Here is a 19,177-nt window from a genome sequence, read left to right on the forward strand (position 1 = left end):
TAGAAGCTGCGCGAGACGCGACCTCAAGCGCAATTTCTAAGCACGCGTTGAAACACGCGGCGCGGTCAGTCATGCGTCACCCGCACTAGTCGGACAAGCGCATAACTTGTGCCGACAATTTCCGCCTGCATGGGCGCAGCCGACTAACGTTGGTCGAATTTAGACAGCCGGCCCTGTATTAAAGTGGAAACGCGGAACGACTTTGCAGAGGTGTCCCTATGTTCTCAGACGAATCCAAACGTCTCGAAACGCGGGACCAGGACGAAACTTTGTTCGGCGCGGTGTACATCAGCAATGTCGCGTCGGGCGTAGGCATATTGGACGTGGAATCGATTGTGTCGGTGTCTCGCGTGCTCAATCGCGCGGATGCACTGACCGGTTTTCTCGTCCACGCGGGCCGCAATTTTGTCCAGTACCTCGAAGGCGATCCGGTAGCAGTGAGAGAATGTCTGCGCCGTATCGGCAATGACAGCCGTCACTACGACATGCGGATTGTCGCGATCGGTTCGCTGGAAAACAGGCACTTTGCCGAGTGGTCGATGGGGTATTTCACCGGCGACATTCACGGCTCCGAGCGCATCGAAAATGTGCTGACAAGCTGGTCGGGTACGGACCGCTCGCTTCTAGAGGAAGTCTGGCGCATCACGCAAGCTGCCAAAACGCTGCCGGAAGTGAGCGAATCGCATCTCGTAGCAGGCCGGTTCGACGTTCTGGTGCGACGCGGTGCGAAATGAACGGCGCCTTGTCGCGTCGGTGGTGATCCTGTCACTACCGTCCTTATGCCGGATCTTCTTCGCGCGAGCCGGCAGGAACATCCATGCGCGCGCAGTTCCTGCCCGTTCCGGGCCTTGACGTTGCCCCCTGGCATCGTCATGCAAAGTACCGACAAGCGCCGTCATTGCATTTTCCATAGCATGGCTGCGATCGTGCCCTCGTCCTGGAACACGGTCAGCACGTCGGGAATCCCGGTGATCGGCACGTTGTTGACCGTCAGGAAGAATACGATGCGGCGGCCGCTCTTCGCATCGATATAGCCGGCGAGCGCCTGCCCTTTCAGCAGCGGCATGCCCGGCACGGCCGGATTTTCGGCGACGTACGTGCCCGTCTTCGCGTGCACCTGGCCTCTCGCTCCCGCTAATGTAGAGTCAGCTTCGAAGTTTGTGACTGTGGCGAGCGATCCGTCCACGCCGAGCACCGGCATCGAATTGAAGTACGGCGTAAAAGCAGGTTTCGCGCTCATACCGCGCAGCATCGCAACGACGGCTTTGCCGTTGGCCGTGGTCTCGCCGCCGCCGCTGCCGTCGATGAAATGATATTGAGCCGGCGAAATGTTGAACACGGTGGACAGTTCGCTCTGTTCCGCGGCAAGCGAACCGGCCATGGTGGTCGATCCGTTGTGCGCGAGTCCGAACTGCATCAGCGTCACGTCAGCCCCAATGTTGTAGCTGATTTTGTTGACGTATCGAACGTGCTGCGCATACGGCGCCGATGTCAGTTGCGCCACCTGTTGCGCGCTCGAATACGAGCCCTTCGCGGGCAGCAACTGCGCAGGATTGGCCGCGACGGGCGCGGCCGTTACCGTTACGCCCGAGCGCGCGAGTGCTTCGATAAAGATCGTGCGCGCGTAGTTCGACGGCTCGCTCACGCGGAACGTGCGGATCAGCGGATATGCGTTGGTCAGAATGGGCACGTAACCCGCCGGCACGGTCCCGCTGACAGTGGCCACACAATTAGGCGCGCCGATGCACTGCGGTGGCTCGGGGTCGAGCCCGATGGCGAGCGTCGACGTCGCGCTGCCGGTCTTCAGCGTCGATTGCACGGAGAAAGCCGCCGACTTCGGCCGCCAGTCGAATGGAACAGCGGCGCCTTCGGCGCTCTGCGATAGTGTGACGTCGACGAGGTCGTCATTGACGAAGATCGGCCGCACGTCGAATTCACCGCGGAAGTTGAACGGTTCGAAAAGACGGTCGTCGATCACGACATTGCCGTTGATCGTGGTGATGCCGGCGGCCGCCACCTGCGCCGCCAGCGCGTTGTATCCCGCGAGTGGGTCCGGCGCCGACAGCACGGCATTGCCGAGCGAGTTCGCTTCGTTATGGTCGAAGTCGGTGAGCGCTATCGTTCCATCGGGATTGGCGCGCCCGCCCATCGTCAGATCTCCGCTTGCAACCAGGATCAGATTGCCGTTGAGCGTGCCGTTCGAAGCAACGCTGCCTTGCCGATAGACTGGCGTGACGAACTTGTGTTGCGCGCCGAGCGCGTTGAGCGCGTTTCCGGTCGAGAAGACTTTACGCACCGAGGCAATGAACATTTGCGAGTTGGAGTCGAGGTCGTAGATAACTTTCCCGGACTCGAGATCGACCACCAGCATGGACCAGCTCGCACTCTTATAGGCGGGCTTCTGCATTACCTGCATGATGGATGCAGGCACGGCTGTATTCGAATCGATAGACCCGCCGCACGAGGCCAGCAAAAATGCACCTGCAATCACGGTCCAGCGTTTGCACGCTCCACGGATTGTCGTCATTGTTGCGATCGTCGCGTTCATCGCAGGCCTCCAGATTCGATCTGCCTTTGCAAACTGAATGGCTCGGGTCGACGCATTGCGCGCCGATGACCGCGATTATTCGCGCCGACAGACCCAAAACCCTGCCCACTATATTCCGCCGATTGCGAGGGCGATCGTCTTTTTGCAGCCAAAATCCAGAAAACCGGCCATGCCCTGCGTGAGTCGCTGCCGCTCGTGCGCAAACTGCGAAGCCAGGCAGCGCACCGCGCAAAAGTGACGCACCGCAATAAAGACCCGCGCTTTGCGCCACTACGGAAGCTTCACACCGACGACTCAAACGTACGACCGACTACCCCTGCGGCGCTTCCCACCCAATGCCAAGGCTCTTCTGCAGAGACACGAAGTCCTTCAGCAACTCGGCCTGCCCTGCCACGACGTTCTGCTGCGCGCTGAATTCCTGGCGCTGCGTGTCGAGCAAATCGATCAACGTCGCGACACCCGCCGTGTAGCGCTGCCGCATCAGCGCGGCAGAGTGGGTCGCGGACGTCTCCACTTTCAGCAACGTCACGACATGCTCCCGCTGATGTCCATAGCGCGATAGCGAAGAGTTCGCGTCCTGAAGCGCGCCGAGAACAGCCTTCGTATAACGAGCCTCGGCTTCGTCTCGCGACGCCTCAGCCGCATGTACGCTGCCTAGCGTGCGTCCGAAATCGAATGCATTCCATTGCAGATAGGGTGCGGTAATCCAGCTGAAGTTGCTCTTGCGTATGAGATGGCCCGGATCGCTCGCGCTGAAGCCGATATCGCCGAACAGCGTCACTTTCGGGAAAAAGTCCGCCACGTGTTCGCCGATTTGCGCGTTGCTCGATGCAAGCCGCCGCTCCGCAGCTCGAATGTCCGGACGGCGCTGCAACATCGCGGAGGGATCGCCAATGGGCACCGTCGCTGGCATAGGCGGCAGCGGCCGGGCAGACGCCAGTTGCTGATCCAGCGCGCCGGGTGCGCGCCCGGTCAGCACCGCGAGGCGGTCGAGCGAATCGCTCATTTGCGCGTCGAGCGGAATCAGCGTCGAGCGCGTGTTTTCGACCTGCGTGGTCAGACGTTCGACATCGATATCCGCAGCCGTGCCGCGCTCACGCCGCTGCTGCGTTAGCGTCAACATTTTCTGTTCGATGTCCGCCTGGCGCCGCGCGAGTTCAAGCCGCGTTTGCTGGTCGCGCAGATCGATGTACGTTTGCGCCACTTCCGCGGCAAGCGAGACCTGAGTGTCCGCGAGATCAGCGTCGACTGCTTCCGCATTGGCCGATGCGGCTTCGATCGCGCGCCGGGTGCCACCGAACAGGTCGATTTCCCATGAGGCGTCGAAACCCGCCGTGTAAAGCTGCAGCGGCCCCCTTCCCGACGACCCCGAACTGCCACCGGACGAACCCGCCGAACTGAGCGCGCTCAGATCGGGCTCGCGGGTGCGCAGCGCAGCCGCGTTGACCGAAAGCTTCGGCAAAGCGTCTGCGCGCTGCGACTGCAGCTGCGCGCGCGACTCACGCAGGCGCGCCTGCGCAATATGCACGTCCGGGCTATGTGCGAGCGCGGCGGCAATCAGATCGTTCAGCTGCGGGTCGTTCAGTGCGAGCCACCATTCGCGAGGCGCCGGTGCCGCGGTCGTGCCGGCCGCCGGCGTGCGCACGAACGCTGCGCCGCGAGCATCCTGCGCAACGGGCGGTGCACCGTGATAGTCGGGACCGACTGTGCAGCCCGGCAAGACAGACAGCGAAGACAGAAGCGCCGCGGCGGCCAGGGCGAAACTCGAAGGACGGTTGAACATCATGTGAGATCAGAAAACATTAGTGTCCAGCGGACGGAGGCGCCGGCGCATTCCTGCGCGGCGTCTTCAGAAGCAACGCAAGAGGAATGCAGGCGACGAGCGCGATGGCGAGCAGATAGAAAGTTTCCGAATAGGTCATCACGATCGCCTGCTGCTGGATCTGCGCGCCGAGCTGGCCGAGCGCTCGCATTCGCGAGTACGCCATGTCGCCGGTATGGGTGAACCAGTTCGCCGCATTGGCGGCAATGCTGTCCTGACCGATCAGCGAATTCGCGCTCACCGATTCACGGATCATTGCCGTATGAAACGTCGTGCGCCGGTCGATCACGGTGCCGATGATCGCAAGGCCGATCGAGCCGCCGAGATTGCGCGCCATGTTGTAGAGTCCCGCGGCATCGCCGGAATCTTCGCGCGACACCGCAGCCATCGAGGCCTGATTGAGCGGCATCATTGCGAGCATCTGCGCGGTGCCGCGTATGAGTTGCGACCAGACGAAATCGTGCCCGACACTTTGCGCCGTCAGGCTGATGTCGAGCATGCAACTGAGCGCGTACAACACGAGCCCAGTGATGACGAGAAGACGGAAATCGAATTTGCCAAGCAGCCGCGGCAGCACCGGCATGATCAGAAATGCCGGCAGCCCCGAGAGCAGCATGATCGCGCCCGACTGCTCCGCGTTATAGCCCGCCACCACGCCGAGAAACTGCGGCAGCAGATACGACACGCCATAAAGCGCAGCGCCGACCGCCGACACGATCACGATCACGCTCGCATAGTTAGGATTACGCATCAGACCGAGGCGCACGATCGGCTTCTTTGCCGTCATTTGCGAAGCTGCGATCAGGAGCATGCCGAAAACCGATACACAGGTGAGCAGGACGATTGTCGACGACTCGAACCAGCGCTCGCGCTGCCCTTCTTCGAGCACCACCGTGAGCGAACTGAGCCCGATCGCGAGTCCGACGATGCCGAGCCAGTCCGCCTTGAAGAAAGCTTCCCAGTGAGGCTTGTCCGACGGCAGTCCGACAATCAGCAGCGTCATCAGCGCTAAGCAGATCGGCAGGTTCATGAAGAAGCACCAGCTCCAGCTGACGTTCTCCGCGAGCCAGCCGCCGACTACCGGCCCCAGCAGCGGCCCGAGCAGCACGATCAGGCCGAACATCGTCATGCCGACCGGCAACTGCGAAAGCGGCAGCCGTGTGCGGATGATGGTCTGCGCGGTAGGAATCAGCGCGCCGCCAGTAAAGCCCTGGCCGATCCGGCCGGCGATCATCATGGGCAGCGTGTGCGACCAGCCGCACATCATCGAAAATGCAATGAAGAGCGCCGAGTTGGTGAGCAGAAAGTTGCGCAGGCCGAAGACGCGTGTGAGCCATGCCGCGAGCGGAATCATCACGATCTCGGACATCAGGTAGCCGGTGGAAATCCACGTACCCTCCGTTCCCGTCGCGCCGATTTCGCCCTGAATCTGCGGCAGCGCGGAGTTCGTGATCGAGATGTCGAGCGTCGCCATCAATGCGCCGAGCGCGCCGGCGGCAACGGCGATCCAGTCGCCGACGCTCGCCCGCTCTTCCCCGTGTGGTGCGGCAGGCGCCGCAGTCGCCGGCGTCGCGTCAGCCACGACGATTCTCGGCATCGATACGCGCATCGCGCTCACGCGCAGACCGCGTGTCGACATCGACCGTGACGGACAGGCCTGGCAACAATACGCTGCGCGTCTCGGCCCCCGTATCGATACGAATCCGCACGGGCACACGCTGCACAATCTTCGTGAAGTTGCCGGTCGCATTCTCCGGCGGCAGCAATGCGAACTGCGAGCCGGTGCCCGGCGAGAAACTGTCGATCACACCGTGCAGCGTATGGCCAGGCAACGCGTCGACATGCATTTCGACGGGCTGGCCGACCCGCATGCGGCCCACCTGCGTTTCCTTGAAATTAGCCAGCAAATAGGTACTTCGTACGGGAACGACCGTCAGCATCCGCGTGCCGGGCTGCACGTATTGACCGACGCGCACGGTGCGGTCCCCTACCTTGCCGCCGAGCGCACTGCGCACCATGGTGTTCTCGAGATCGAGCCGCGACTGTTGTGCGCTTGCCTCGGCGGCTTCGAGTTGCGCGCGCGCCTGTGCAAGCTGCGCGGTGGCAGAGCCGATCTGCGAACGTGCGGCGTCGACCGCGGCTGCGTTTGCGGCAAGCGTGGCATTCGCCTGGTCGCGCGTGCTGGTCAGCTCGGCCATGCGTTCACTGCTTTCAGCGCCGGTCGCGATGAGCGGCGCGTAACGCCGCACTTCGTCGCTCGCATGCTGTGCACTCACGCGGGCCACCCGCTCTTGCGCCTGTGCCTGCGCAATATTGGACTGCTGCTGTTTGATGTCGGCCTGCGCGCGTTCTATGTCCGCCTTGCGTGCGTCGATGGTCGCGAGCGCCTGGTCGAGCGCAACCTGGTACTGGCGCGCGTCGAGATGCACGAGAGGATCGCCCGGCTTCACCATCTGATTGTCCGCGACATAAACTTCCGTCACATAGCCGGACACCTTGGGGGCGACCGTGACGCTGTCGGCCTGCAGATAGGCGTCGTCGGTACTCTCGATAAAGCGCCCTACGGTCCACCAACGCGCGAGCCAGATACCTCCGGCAATGAGCGCGACAACGCCGAGCGCGATCAACACCGTGCGCCGGCTCGGACGGCGCACGCCTGACGACGGCGACTCTTCGGCGGGTCGGGGACGGGACGGGGAATCTGCGGTCGTTGACATCTCAATGGTCCAATTATTTCCAGTTGGCAGAATTATTCCAGTCGATAGAATTGTGTCAAGTGATATATTTGTATGGAAGTAATGGAGAGAAATGCATGAACCCCGCACAGAAAGTGCGTCGGTCGCCCGAAGGCGGCTACGCACGCGGTGACGAGACGCGTCAGCGAATAATCGAAGCAGCGATCCAGCTGTTTGGCGAACACGGATTCGAAGGCGCGTCGACCCGCGAGATCGCGGCTTGTGCCGGCGTCAACGCGCCCGCGCTGCAGTACTACTTCGAGAACAAGGAAGGGGTGTATCGCGCGTGCGTCGAAGCACTGGCCGACGATGCATGGAGAACCTTCGGCCCGGCCATCGAACACGCACAGGCCGTGGTGCGCGAAAACGCCGCGACCGAAGTGTTGATCGACGCTTTCATCCGGATTCAGGAAGCCATGGCAGACGGCGCGTTCGCGAAAGCGAGCAAGCCGGGCCGGCGGATGTTCTTTGCACGCGAGCAGGCCGGCTACGAGCCCGAGAGCGCCACGCAGATTCTCGCGTGCCGGATCCGTCAGCCGTTGAACGAAGCGAGCGCCGCACTGGTCGCGCGTATCTGCGGGCTAGCCTCCGACGACCCCGTCACGCAGATTCGCACATTCAGTCTGCATGGACAGCTGGTGGTCTTTCACCTCGCGCATCGCTCGACGCTGTCGGTTCTCGGCTGGAAAAGCATGGATGCAGAGAAGGCGGAGCAGTTGAAGTCCACGGTACGCGATCAGACGCGAATACTGCTCGAACACTGGAGCCGGGAACGCGACGCGCGGCACGTGAAAGATGCGAAAGGTGCGAAAGCCGCGAGCAAACCGCCGCGTTCGCGCAAGCAGGCCCGAGGCGATGACGACGGTAACTGAAGCACGGCCCGCGTATCCGCCGGGGCCGGCCTGGGAGCCGGCCTAGGGACCGGCCGATCACGCGGCGAGCACCGCGAGTGCTCTGCGAACCGAAGCCGAAGCTTCAGCGCCAGAAACCAAGGTTGAATCGCGACCGCGCGCTGTCGCCAGCGCGTGCGTTTCAATCCATAGCCGAAAGGTAATCCGCCAGACGGGCGAGCATTGCATCGCAATCGCTCAGTTGCTCGCTGGTGAGATATTCATCTGGCTTATGCCCCTGGTCCATACTGCCCGGTCCGCAGACCACGGTGGGAATGCCCGCCTGCTCGAAGAGCCCACCTTCGGTGCCGAACGCCACGGTGCCAAACTCATTTGAACCGGTCAGCAAGCTTAGAAGACGCGCCGCTTCGCTATCGGGCGACGTAGCCAGTGCCGGATAAGCAGAGAGCGACTGGAAGCGGATATCGGCGTCGGACTTCACGGCACGCATTCTGGGAAGCAGCTCGGCTTCGGCGTACGTTTGCAACTCGTCGGCTACCTGACCGGCGTCGAAACCCGGCAGCGCCCGGACTTCGAAATCGAACTCACATTCTGCGGGCACGATGTTCAGCGCACGGCCGCCTTTGATCACTCCCGTCTGCACGGTCGAGAACGGCGGATCGAACCGTTCGTCGCGATACTCGGGCTGCGCGAGATGATCGCCGATCTCTTCCAGACGGCTGATCATGCGCGCCGCGTACTGAATGGCATTGACACCATATGGCGCGTAGGCCGAATGGCACGGCGCACCCTTGACCTGACAACGCATCGCCAGTTTGCCCTTGTGTCCGAGCACCGGCTTGAGTTCGGTCGGCTCGCCGATCAGACACAGCACCGGCTTGTGCGGACGCCGTTCGAGTTCAGCGAGCATAGGCCGCACGCCAAGGCACCCGACTTCCTCGTCGTATGAAAAGGCGAGATGCACCGGGAGCTTCAAATCGCGTTCGACGAAGCCCGGCACCGCCGCGAGCACCGATGCGATGAAGCCCTTCATGTCGGCCGTCCCGCGACCATACAGCCGCCCGTCACGTTCGGTGAGACGGAATGCGTCGACGCTCCACGCCTGTCCTTCGACCGGCACCACGTCGGTATGGCCTGACAGCACAATGCCGCCCCGCTCGTGCGGACCGATAGTCGCAAACAGATTCGCCTTCGTACGCTCGGCGTTGTAGAAGAGTTCGCTCTTCACACCCAGTTCGTCCAGGTAATCTCGAATGAACCCGATCATGTCCAGATTCGACTCGCGGCTGACCGTGGCAAAGCCGATCAACGTGGAGAGCAGCGCGCGACTGGACCTGTCACTCATTGCCTGGCACCCCGTAGCTCGGCGCGGCGGTCGGATTCAAAGCGCGCGTCAGATAGTCCTGCATTTGCGGCTGATATGCGCGCCACAAACCATCGAGTTGGCCGATGGGATCGTCGTCCGCCCAATCGACACGCAAGTCGACGATCGGCCAGCTCACATCGCCCACGATTCTGAGCGCCGCCGAATGCACGGGCCCCGCCTCGCCGCCAGCGGCCATCGCCGCATGCATAGCCGCGAGCAGCCGATCGGCAAGCGGGCCTGAGGTCTGCTCGAACGCAGGGACCATTGCCTCGATCACTTCGACGCCAGCGAGCATATTGCCCGCTGCCACGCATTGCTTGCCCGCAACCGCGTGATACGTGCCCAACGCTTCCTTGCCGCTGAAGAACGCCGTGCGGCCCTGGCTATCGACCACCGTCACCTGACGATATTCGCTCCAGTCGCTTGCGCCTAGCGCACGATCCAACGCGGCGGCGGGATCGAATTGCCCGCTTTCGAGAAGGTCGAGAATCTGCGGCCCCAGTGCCGGCAGCGTGACGTTTTGCGTCGCGACCACGCCGACGCCTGCACGCACCCAAGGGCACCGGGCGCCCACTGCAATGCTCGACGAACTGATCGCAACCCCAAGCTGCCCCGACTGCGCGCAGCGTCCGACAATGGAGAATGTCATGTCCCGCTCCTCAGGCTTGCGGCCGCGTCCATCCGTCTGGAATGACGGCGATTACGTCGATCTCCATCAGCCATTGCGGCTGACCGAGCGCAACCACGACGAGGCCGGTGGAAATCGGAAATACGCCCTTCAGCCACTTGCCGACTTCCTGATACACAGGCTCGCGATAGCGGACGTCGGTCAGATACGTCGTTGTCTTGACGACGTGAGACAAGTCGCTGCCCGCCTCTTCGAGCAATTGCTTGAGGTTTTTCATGGCCTGCTCGGCCTGGGCGCGCGGATCGCCCAAGCCGACCAGACGTCCTTCGAAATCGGTCCCCACCTGGCCGCGTACATAAACCGTATTGCCTGCGCGCACGGCCTGACAGAGGTCGTTGTCGAGCGTCTGGTTCGGATATGTGTCCTTCGTGTTGAACATGCGAATTCGGGTATGCGTAGGTTGGCTCATGAGTGCACCATTTATATGGGGAGAAAGATGGGGAGACGCGTGAATCAGTTCACGCCCATTTCGCTTACTTTATGAACCTTTGAACCGGCGGACGTGCCGTCGGCAGCGTCAGTACCTGTTGCGCTTTCGTCGCGGCTCGCCACGTCGCGTTGCGGTCCATCGTAATACGCCAGATATTTGCGCTGCGTGACGATGTGATCGGCGACGTGCTTCGCGTCGTGCCACACGCCCCAGATAAACGCAGAGCCGCGACGCGACAACCACGGCAGTCCGAGAAAATAAATGCCCGGCTCCTTCGATACGCCGCGCTGATGCGACGGCTTACCTTTTTCGTCGAACGCGTTCACGTCCAACCAGCCGAAATCGACTGCATAACCGGTTGCCCACACAATCGACGTCACGCCGGCTTCTGCCAGATCGAGTTCGCGAAGCGGATGCGTGACGCACTCGGGGTCGGCGGGAATGGCGCGCGCCTCCGGTTCTTGCGGAAGATCGAGACCGTTGCGCTCGGCATACGCGTCGGCCGCGTCCAGCAGCGACAGATAGTTCTCGTCGCCGCGCGCGATGTTCGCCGCCAGATCGTCTTCGAAGACAGCGACGCCATTGTCGAAAGACTTCGTGAGACCCACGAGCGTAATGCCCTGATGCGCGAGACGCCGGAAGTCCACCGTATGACCGCCGCGTGACCCGCTTACTGCGATCGTCACGTGTTCCCTGCCCGGCTTCATCACCTCCGCGTCCCATTCGCCCAGCACGCCGAGCCACCAGCAAAAATCGCGACCGCGATAAGCGCGCGGCGGACGGTCGTGCGCACCGACCGACAGATAAACGCACCTGCCTGCACGCTGCAACTCGTCCGCGATCTGCACGCCGGACGATCCCGCGCCCACCACGAGCACGCCTCCTTCAGGCAATTGCCCCGGGTTGCGATAGTCGGCGGAATGAATTTGCGTGAGACGCGTGTCTTGCGGCGCAATCGGCGGAATGACGGGGCGCTGGAAAGGTCCCGTTGCAACGACCACGCGATTAGCCTTGATCGTGCCCTCCGACGTTTCGACCGTAAAGCCCGGACGTCCCGCATTACGCACGACGTGCTTCACCTCCACACCGGTGCGGATCGGCGCATCGAACTTCTTTGCATATGCGACGAAATAATCCGCGACCTGTTCCTTCGGCGCAAAAGCGTCCGGATGAACGTCGGCGAACTCCAGGTTGGGGAAACGATCGTGCCATGCGGGACCGTTCGCAACCAGCGAATCCCAGCGCCCGGTACGCCAGCGCTCGGCAATACGGGCGCGCTCCAGTACGAGGTGCGGCACCCCGAGCCTCGTCAGGTGTTCGCTCATCGCGACGCCGGCCTGGCCGGCGCCGACCACCAGCGTATCGATCGACGTTGTTTCGAGTGTCATGACTGTGTCCTTCAGAAGAGGCTATAGCGAATCATGCTTGCAGACGGCGTGTGCCGCCCCGGCCGTTCGTCTCCCGTCAAAATCTACCCGCCCGTTCCGAATCCGAAAAACATATTAAAAAAATGCAGCGCATCGGTTTTTCCTATGCAGCGCTTTTTGACCGCCTCACAATGCCGCTCGTTGAAGACCTTGAAGATGGAGCGTCGTCGATGGAAAGTCACCCGTTGCGCTATTCATTGCGCCAGTTGCGCTATTTCGTCGTCACGGCGGAAGCGCTGTCTTTCACGGCGGCGGCAAAGCGCCTGCATATTTCGCAACCGTCGATCTCGACGGCGCTTGCGGATCTCGAAGTCTCGTTCGGCGTGCAACTCTTCATACGACATCACGCGAGCGGTCTTTCGCTCACGCAGGCCGGACGCGATCTGCTCGGCCAGGCGCGCAATCTGCTGAAAATCGCGGAGGAACTGCAAACGACCGCGAAGGAAATGGACGGCGGCATGACGGGTGCGATTGCGCTCGGCTGTCTCGTCTCCCTCGCGCCGCCGCTCATGCCGCGGTTGATCAGCCGCTTCACGGGCGAGCACGCGGGCATTTCGTTTCGCACCGTCGAGGCGCATCAGGACGGCCTTTTACGCGGCCTGCACGACGGCTCGCTCGACATCGCTCTCACCTACAGCCTCGACCTGACCGAGGACATTGCTTTCACGCCGCTGCTTTCGCTGCCGCCTTACGCGATCCTGCCGCGCACGCATCGGCTCGCCCGCGCGCGCAAGGTATCGCTCGCCGACCTTTTGCCCGAGCCTTATGTAATGCTCGACTTGCCGCACAGCCGCGAGTACTTCGCCGCGCTCTTCGACGCAGTGGGCAGCCGGCCGGTGCCGGCGTTTCGCTCGTCGCAGCCCGAGGTCGTGCGCGGCATGGTGGCCAACGGACTTGGTTATAGCCTGCTTAACTTTCCACTCAAGTCGACTCGCACGGTGGATGGCGAAGAGTTCGTCATTAAACGCTTCAAAGACAACGTCAACGCAACGATGCTAGGCATCGCACAATCGCGCACGATGAAGCCTCGCCAGGTCGTGCATCGTTTTGCGTCGTTCTGCGAGAACTACATCCGGCGACTGCATATAGACGAATGAGTCATCGCGGTTGGTCGACGGCTTTCAGATTGCGTTCGCTGCATAGACAAAACCTTTGCTTTGTATCTGAAAACAATATTTTGGCTTGCAAATTGGCTTGATAGATTGGTGGCCATGTTGAGCGCTACGCCGCGAGGCTTTACGCCGGCTCGCTCTGACCGTCACGAATCGAGGGGGACGCATGACCGACCTGCCAACGACGACTGCAGTGCATGCACTGGTTGAAAAGCTGCAGACGGGTTGCGAACGGCCATTCGGCGATGCGCGTTCAATGCCGCCCGGTGTCTACACGTCGCCCGAATTTCTGGCGCTGGAAGAGCGCGCGATCTTCTCGCGGGAATGGCAATGCGTCGGCCGTGCTAGCGCGCTGAAAGCCCCCGGTGATTACCTGAGCGCGCGCATCGGCGCGCAACCCGTCGTGGTTCTGCGCGACGAACAGATGCAACTCAGGGCCATGTCGAACGTGTGCCTGCATCGCATGTCGGTATTGCTCGAAGGACGCGGAAACGTGCGCCGCATCGTCTGCCCGTATCACGCGTGGAATTATTCACTGGACGGCGCATTGCACGGCGCGCCGCTCATGGACCGGCAACAGGGCTTCTGCAAGGAAAGCTACCGGCTGCCCGCAGTGCGTTGCGAAGAATGGCAAGGCTGGCTCTATGTGACGCTCGACGAAAACACGCCGCCCGTGCGCGAACAGCTTGCCGATCTGAGCGAACTGATCGGCGCATACGGTATGTCGGACTACATTGAAACGTTCTATGAAGAGCACGTGTGGGACACGAACTGGAAGATCCTCGCGGAAAACTTCATGGAAAGCTATCACCTGCCCATGTTGCATCGCGCGACGGTCGGACCGCATTCGCGGCTCGAAGAAATGGAATGCCCGCCGGGTTATCCCGCGTTCAACTATCACTGGATTTCGAAGGAAGCGTCTTTGCCGATCGGCAACGCGCATCCGGAGAACACGCGACTTACCGGGCATTGGCGCAAGACCACCGCGCTGCTCGCGATCTACCCGACGCATCTGGTCACGCTTACCCCAGGTTACTTCTGGTATCTCGTGCTGCAACCTCAGGGCGTAGGGCACGTGCATATCCGCTTCGGCGGAGGGCTTGCGCCGGAGTTCATCGCGGACCCCGAAGCGAACGCGCATATGGCGACGCTGAAGAAACTGCTGGACGACGTGAACGCCGAAGATAAACGCGGCGTGGAAGCGGTCTTTCGCGGCGTGCACGCGCCGCTCGCGAAACCGGGCCATTTGAGCCATCTCGAACGCCCCAACTATGACTTCGCGCGCTACCTAGCCAGCAAGATCGCCGCGACGCAGCCCGGTACACATTGATTACGACGCATCATCGACAGGACGCGATCACGATGTCAAACCCTTCCTTCATTTCGCTCTCGCGCGTGAGCAAATCGTATGACGGCGCCCAATATGTCGTCGATGACTTGAATCTCGAGGTGGGCAAGGGAGAATTTCTGTCGCTGCTCGGTCCCTCCGGCTCGGGCAAGACAACCACGCTGATGATGCTCGCGGGATTCGAAACGCCCACTCACGGCGAAATCCGCCTCGACGGCCGCCGCCTCGACGACAAGCCGCCGCATCAGCGCGACATCGGCATGGTGTTTCAGAACTACGCGCTTTTTCCGCATCTGACGATTGCGGAGAACGTCGCCTTTCCGCTTTCCGTGCGGCACGTGAGCCGCGCCGAGCAGAAGGTGCGTGTGAAGCGTGCGCTCGACATGATCGAACTTCCGCATCTGGCGAACCGGCGTCCTGCGCAACTCTCCGGCGGACAGCAGCAGCGCGTCGCGCTCGCACGTGCGCTCGTTTTCGAGCCGAGTGTCGTGCTGATGGACGAGCCGCTCGGTGCGCTCGACAAGCGCCTGCGCGAAACGATGCAATACGAAATCATGCGCCTGCATCGCGAACTGTCGCTCACGATCGTCTACGTGACGCACGATCAGGCGGAGGCACTCACCATGTCGAACCGCGTGGCCGTGTTTTCCGATGGCCGCATCCAGCAGGCCGCCACACCGAGCGAGCTTTACGAAAATGCGCAGAACGCGTTCGTCGCCAACTTCGTCGGCGAGAACAATGGACTGACCGGACGCGTGGCGAATACGGGTGACGGCTCCGCAACGCTCGCGCTTTCGGACGGCAGCATGATTCGCGGCCGTTGCGAAGAAGGCCTGCGCGCCGGCGACGAAGCGATGCTCGCGCTGCGCCCCGAACGCGCGCATATCCCGAGCGCGGAAGGCACGCTCGCCGCCGAACACGACAACGTAGTGCGTGCGCGCGTCGACGAACTGGTGTATTGCGGCGATCATCACCGTGTACATCTGACGCTCGGCTCGCGCGATTCGATCGTTGTGAAAGTGCCGAACACCCAGCGTCATGCGCTGCCCTCGCCCGGCAGCACCATCGACGTCGCGTGGCGCCACGACGACTGCAAGATTCTCGCCGCACCTGCGCCGCGAAGCGCGCCCGCAATCAACGTAACCACACCGCCCTCACCTTCCATAATCACGACCGCACCAGCAGGAGCCAACTGACATGCGCACCCTCATCAAAGCACAATGCGCTGCACTCGCCGTAGCCGCATTCGCCACCGTGACCACCCAGGCAGCGGAGACGCTCTCCGTCGTGACCTTCGGCGGCGCGTACGAAGCGGCGGCCAAGAAAGCCTACTTCGAACCGTTTACGCAGGCCACGGGGATCGGCTTCTCGACCGAATCGTACGACGGCGGGCTCGCCAAGCTTTCCGCGATGGAGCAGGCCAAAAACACCACGTGGGACCTGATTGACCTCGAAACCAACGATGAGATCACCGCCTGCGAGGAAGGCCTCCTGCAGAAGTTCGACAAGAAGACGATCGGCAAGACGAGCGACTTCATTCCCGGCTCGATCAGCGATTGCGCGGTCGCGAGCATGGTGTGGTCGACGGTCTATGCGTACGACGCGAGCAAGCTCAAGACGGCGCCGACCACCGTCAACGACTTCTTCGACTTGCAGAAATACCCGGGCAAGCGCGGCTTGCGCAAGTCGCCGAAGGTGTCGATGGAATGGGCGTTGATCGCGGACGGCGTCGATCCTAAAGATGTCTACAAGGTGCTCGGCACGCCCGCCGGCGTGGATCGCGCGTTCAAGAAGCTCGACACGATCAAGAAGAGCATTGTGTGGTGGGAGTCGGGCGCGCAGGCGCCGCAGTTGCTCGCCGACGGCGCGGTCGTCATGACGCAGGCCTACAACGGCCGCATCTCCGATGCCGCGAAGAAGGACAACAAGCCGTTCAAGGCGGTCTGGGACGCGCAGGTCTACGACTTCGACTGGTGGGCCGTGCCGACCGGCGCGAAGCACGCCGACGCCGCGGCGAAATTCATCGTCTCGGCTTCGCAACCCAAGGCTTACGCGGATCTGTCGAAGTACATCGCGTACGCGCCGCCGCGCAAGGACGCGATTGCGCTCATCGACAAGCAGCGTCTTGCCGATTTGCCGACCGCGCCCGAGAACTTCAAGCGCGCGCTGCAGATCAACGCGAACTTCTGGGCCGACAACGCGGACCAGATCAACAAGCGCTTCCAGGTGTGGCTGACGCAGTAACGCCACCGTTCGACGAGAGCCCAACTTGACTACCAGCATGCCCGCTTCCGCCCAAGGCACGGTCCCGGGCTCTCCGACGAGAGCCGAAGGCCGCGCGTCGTTTCAGAAGGCGCGCCGCCGCGCATCGTTGCAGGCGTTGCTGCTTGCGCTGCCGTTGCTCGTGTTTCTGCTGTCGACGTTCATTGCGCCGATCATGCTGCTGCTCGCGCGCAGCGTCGAGAACCGCGAAGTGCCGGACAGCATGCCGGCACTGACGCGTGCGCTCGATGCATGGGACGGCCGCGGCGTGCCGGACGAAGCCACGTTCGCCCTGCTGGCTGCGGGGCTCAAGGAGGCGCAGCAAAGCGGACAGCTCGGCACCGTGGCGCGACGGCTGAATTTCGCGCAGCCGGAGTTTCGCAGCCTGCTCATGCGCACCGCGCGCCAGCTGTCGGGCGATGCGCCGCCGGCATGGAAGCCGGCGCTCGTCGAACTGGATGAACGCTGGAACTCGCCCGAGACCTGGCGCTTGCTGAAGCGAGCCGCCGCGTCGCCGACGCCCGACTATCTGCTCGCCGCGGTCGATGCGCAGGTGACGCCGCAAGGCACGCTCGCGTTCGTCGCAGATAACGCTTCGGTCTACCGGCAAGCATTCGCGCGGACCATCTCGATCAGCGCGACGGTCACGCTGCTGTGCCTCGTGCTCGGCTACCCTGTCGCGTGGCTGCTTGCGAACCTGCCCGCGAAAAGCAGCAACCGGTTGATGCTTCTCGTGATCGTGCCGTTCTGGACTTCGCTGCTCGTGCGCACGACGGCGTGGTACGTGTTGCTGCAACCGGGCGGCGTCATCAATAGTCTCGTGACGGGTCTCGGCCTCGCCACTCACCCGCTGCCGCTCATCTTCAATCGGACAGGCGTTCTGATCGGCATGACACACGTGCTGCTGCCGTACATGATTCTCGCGATCTACTCGGTCATGAAGAGCGTGTCGCCGGTGTATATGCGCGCCGCGCAATCGCTCGGCGCGCATCCGTTCACCGCGTTCGTGCGCATCTATGTGCCGCAGACGCTGCCGGGCGTCGGCGCCGGCTGCTTCCTCGTCTTCGTGCTCGCGCTCGGCTACTACATCACGCCTGCGCTGCTCGGTGGCGCCGGCGACGAGATGATCAGCCAGCTCATTGCGATGCAGACGAACACGCAACTCAACTGGGGCCTCGCCGGTGCGCTCTCGGCCTATCTCGTGATCTTTACGGCGATCTTCTATTTTCTCTTTAACCGGATCGTAGGCATTGACCGCTTGCGCTTCGGGTAAGCACCGTTCGAACGCACACGCGACGAAGCACGACGAAGGGACACGACGAAGGAACGATATGCAAGATCAACGCAACAAGATGCTGACCGAACGCGTCGCCGCGCGCTGGGTGCGGCTGCATACCGCACTCGTGCTGTTCTTCCTGATTGCGCCGATTCTCGCGATCATCCCGCTCTCGTTTAATTCGGGATCCTACTTTTCGTACCCGATGCAAGGATTTTCGCTGCGCTGGTATGAGCAGGCGCTGACGAGCGCGGACTGGCAACGCTCGCTGCTCAACAGCCTCGGCATCGGCGCGGCCTCGACGGTGATTGCCACGTGTCTCGGCACGCTCGCCGCATTGGGGCTGTCGCGCTCGCAGTTTCCGCTGCGCTCGCTGATCATGCCGCTCATCATCTCGCCGATGATCGTACCCATCGTCGTGGTCGCGGCAGGCTTCTATCTGATCTTCGCGCCGCTCGGACTCGTGAACTCGTATCCCGGTGTGGTGCTTGCGCATGCGGCGCTCGGCACGCCATTCGTCGTGATTACCGTGACCGCTTCGTTGCTTTCGTTCGACCATAGCCTGTTGCGTGCCGCTTCAGGGCTCGGCGCGCCGCCGTGGGTGACATTCAGGCGCGTGACGTTGCCGCTCATCATGCCGGCGATCGCCACGGGCAGCGTCTTCGCGTTCGCGACGTCATTCGACGAGGTGATTGTCATTCTGTTCATCGGCGGCCCGGATCAGACAACCGTGCCGCGGCAGATGTGGAGTGGGATTCGCGACTCGATCGACCCGTCGATCCTCGCCGTAGCGACAATGCTGATCGTGTTCGCAGTGCTGCTCTTTGCGAGTATTACGTGGCTGCGCGGGCGGGCGGCGGCTGCTAGTAATGCGCTGGTTTGATGAAGTAGAAGCGAAGGGAGGTTGTAGGCAACCTCCCTTCGACGATTCAAATGACATTGGCCTGGCAAGCGCCTGATTCGCGGATGGGCGAACGGGCGCCTGTGACGCGCAGACGTCGGACCACGCGCAAGCGCTTCTGGCGGACGCAGACTGCCAGGTCACAAAGGGGATTTGTCGACGCAGACCGGAGCGATCAAGGCCGCTTCGCTGACTGATCTATGGCACAACCCCGATTTTATGGCACAGATCGGGGATTGAATCGGCCGCAAAGCCGTACTGAAATTCTGGCGGAGAGACGGGGATTCGAACCCCGGATAGGCTATTAACCTATACACGCTTTCCAGGCGTGCGACTTAAACCGCTCATCCATCTCTCCGGCGGGGAGCCGAATTATAGCAAACTTCGAGCCGTCCGCTACACCCTCGCGCA

16 protein-coding genes and 1 tRNA gene are annotated in these 19,177 nt (G+C 62.2%); 8 read left to right on the top strand and 9 right to left on the bottom strand.

The features are described 5' to 3' along the window. Positions 1 to 218 precede the first annotated feature (218 nt). On the top strand, positions 219 to 734 hold the full coding sequence (locus tag H281_RS0125380; protein ID WP_020069946.1) for a BLUF domain-containing protein: 516 nt from the start codon (positions 219 to 221) through the stop codon (positions 732 to 734). 161 nt (positions 735 to 895) lie between these two features. On the opposite strand, the gene H281_RS0125385 is transcribed toward H281_RS0125380, so the two are convergent. The 4 genes from H281_RS0125385 to H281_RS0125405 all read right to left on the bottom strand — a co-directional run bounded on the left by H281_RS0125385 (position 896) and on the right by H281_RS0125405 (position 7,087). Next, positions 896 to 2,548 carry a D-alanyl-D-alanine carboxypeptidase/D-alanyl-D-alanine-endopeptidase gene (locus H281_RS0125385; protein ID WP_020069947.1) on the bottom strand — a complete coding sequence of 551 codons (1,653 nt, stop codon included), beginning with the start codon at positions 2,546 to 2,548 and terminating at the stop codon, positions 896 to 898. Between the two features lie 310 nt (positions 2,549 to 2,858). Beyond that, positions 2,859 to 4,334 carry an efflux transporter outer membrane subunit gene (locus H281_RS0125395; RefSeq protein WP_020069949.1) on the bottom strand — a complete coding sequence of 492 codons (1,476 nt, stop codon included), beginning with the start codon at positions 4,332 to 4,334 and terminating at the stop codon, positions 2,859 to 2,861. A gap of 16 nt (positions 4,335 to 4,350) precedes the next feature. Further along, positions 4,351 to 5,967: an MDR family MFS transporter gene (locus H281_RS0125400; protein WP_051121046.1), complete on the bottom strand. Its 1,617-nt coding sequence runs from the start codon at positions 5,965 to 5,967 to the stop codon at positions 4,351 to 4,353. Further along, positions 5,945 to 7,087: an HlyD family secretion protein gene (locus tag H281_RS0125405; RefSeq protein WP_027804941.1), complete on the bottom strand. Its 1,143-nt coding sequence runs from the start codon at positions 7,085 to 7,087 to the stop codon at positions 5,945 to 5,947. The genes H281_RS0125400 and H281_RS0125405 overlap by 23 nt, the downstream gene beginning before the upstream one ends. Positions 7,088 to 7,182: 95 nt before the next feature. Between H281_RS0125405 and H281_RS0125410 the strand changes: the two genes are divergently transcribed. Beyond that, on the top strand, positions 7,183 to 7,977 hold the full coding sequence (locus H281_RS0125410) for a CerR family C-terminal domain-containing protein (RefSeq protein WP_020069952.1): 795 nt from the start codon (positions 7,183 to 7,185) through the stop codon (positions 7,975 to 7,977). A gap of 160 nt (positions 7,978 to 8,137) precedes the next feature. Here the strand turns inward: H281_RS0125410 and argE are convergent, their stop codons facing one another. The 4 genes from argE to H281_RS0125430 are packed head-to-tail and all read right to left on the bottom strand — an operon-like array spanning position 8,138 to position 11,828. After that, complete coding sequence (argE, locus tag H281_RS0125415) at positions 8,138 to 9,301, bottom strand: acetylornithine deacetylase (protein ID WP_020069953.1); 1,164 nt, start codon at positions 9,299 to 9,301, stop codon at positions 8,138 to 8,140. Beyond that, positions 9,294 to 9,971, bottom strand: coding sequence for a DUF1028 domain-containing protein (locus H281_RS0125420; protein ID WP_020069954.1), 678 nt, complete (start codon positions 9,969 to 9,971; stop codon positions 9,294 to 9,296). The genes argE and H281_RS0125420 overlap by 8 nt, the downstream gene beginning before the upstream one ends. 10 nt (positions 9,972 to 9,981) lie before the next feature. After that, positions 9,982 to 10,419, bottom strand: coding sequence for a RidA family protein (locus H281_RS0125425; protein ID WP_006048278.1), 438 nt, complete (start codon positions 10,417 to 10,419; stop codon positions 9,982 to 9,984). 44 nt (positions 10,420 to 10,463) lie between these two features. Further along, the gene (locus H281_RS0125430) at positions 10,464 to 11,828 is read right to left on the bottom strand and encodes a flavin-containing monooxygenase (protein WP_020069956.1); all 1,365 of its coding nucleotides are present in this window, start codon (positions 11,826 to 11,828) and stop codon (positions 10,464 to 10,466) included. A gap of 209 nt (positions 11,829 to 12,037) precedes the next feature. Between H281_RS0125430 and H281_RS0125435 the strand changes: the two genes are divergently transcribed. The 6 genes from H281_RS0125435 (at position 12,038) to H281_RS0125460 (ending at position 18,748) form a co-directional block, all read left to right on the top strand. Next, positions 12,038 to 12,964 (top strand): LysR family transcriptional regulator, encoded by a 927-nt coding sequence (locus H281_RS0125435; RefSeq protein WP_027804942.1) that lies wholly within the window; start codon positions 12,038 to 12,040, stop codon positions 12,962 to 12,964. Between the two features lie 181 nt (positions 12,965 to 13,145). Next, on the top strand, positions 13,146 to 14,309 hold the full coding sequence (locus H281_RS0125440; protein ID WP_020069958.1) for an SRPBCC family protein: 1,164 nt from the start codon (positions 13,146 to 13,148) through the stop codon (positions 14,307 to 14,309). Positions 14,310 to 14,341: 32 nt separating this feature from the next. Further along, a complete protein-coding gene (locus tag H281_RS0125445) occupies positions 14,342 to 15,523 on the top strand; it encodes an ABC transporter ATP-binding protein (RefSeq protein ID WP_020069959.1) in 1,182 nt (393 codons plus the stop codon). Position 15,524: 1 nt separating this feature from the next. After that, positions 15,525 to 16,571, top strand: a complete 1,047-nt coding sequence (locus H281_RS0125450; RefSeq protein ID WP_020069960.1) for an ABC transporter substrate-binding protein — start codon at positions 15,525 to 15,527, stop codon at positions 16,569 to 16,571. Positions 16,572 to 16,608: 37 nt separating this feature from the next. Continuing rightward, positions 16,609 to 17,862: an ABC transporter permease gene (locus tag H281_RS0125455; RefSeq protein WP_020069961.1), complete on the top strand. Its 1,254-nt coding sequence runs from the start codon at positions 16,609 to 16,611 to the stop codon at positions 17,860 to 17,862. Positions 17,863 to 17,920: 58 nt separating this feature from the next. After that, complete coding sequence (locus H281_RS0125460) at positions 17,921 to 18,748, top strand: ABC transporter permease (protein ID WP_020069962.1); 828 nt, start codon at positions 17,921 to 17,923, stop codon at positions 18,746 to 18,748. 285 nt (positions 18,749 to 19,033) lie between these two features. On the opposite strand, the gene H281_RS0125465 is transcribed toward H281_RS0125460, so the two are convergent. Beyond that, positions 19,034 to 19,124: transfer RNA gene (locus H281_RS0125465), tRNA-Ser, on the bottom strand. Positions 19,125 to 19,177 lie beyond the last annotated feature (53 nt).

It is taken from the genome of Paraburkholderia caledonica (assembly GCF_000383275.1).
GTDB lineage: Bacteria > Pseudomonadota > Gammaproteobacteria > Burkholderiales > Burkholderiaceae > Paraburkholderia > Paraburkholderia caledonica.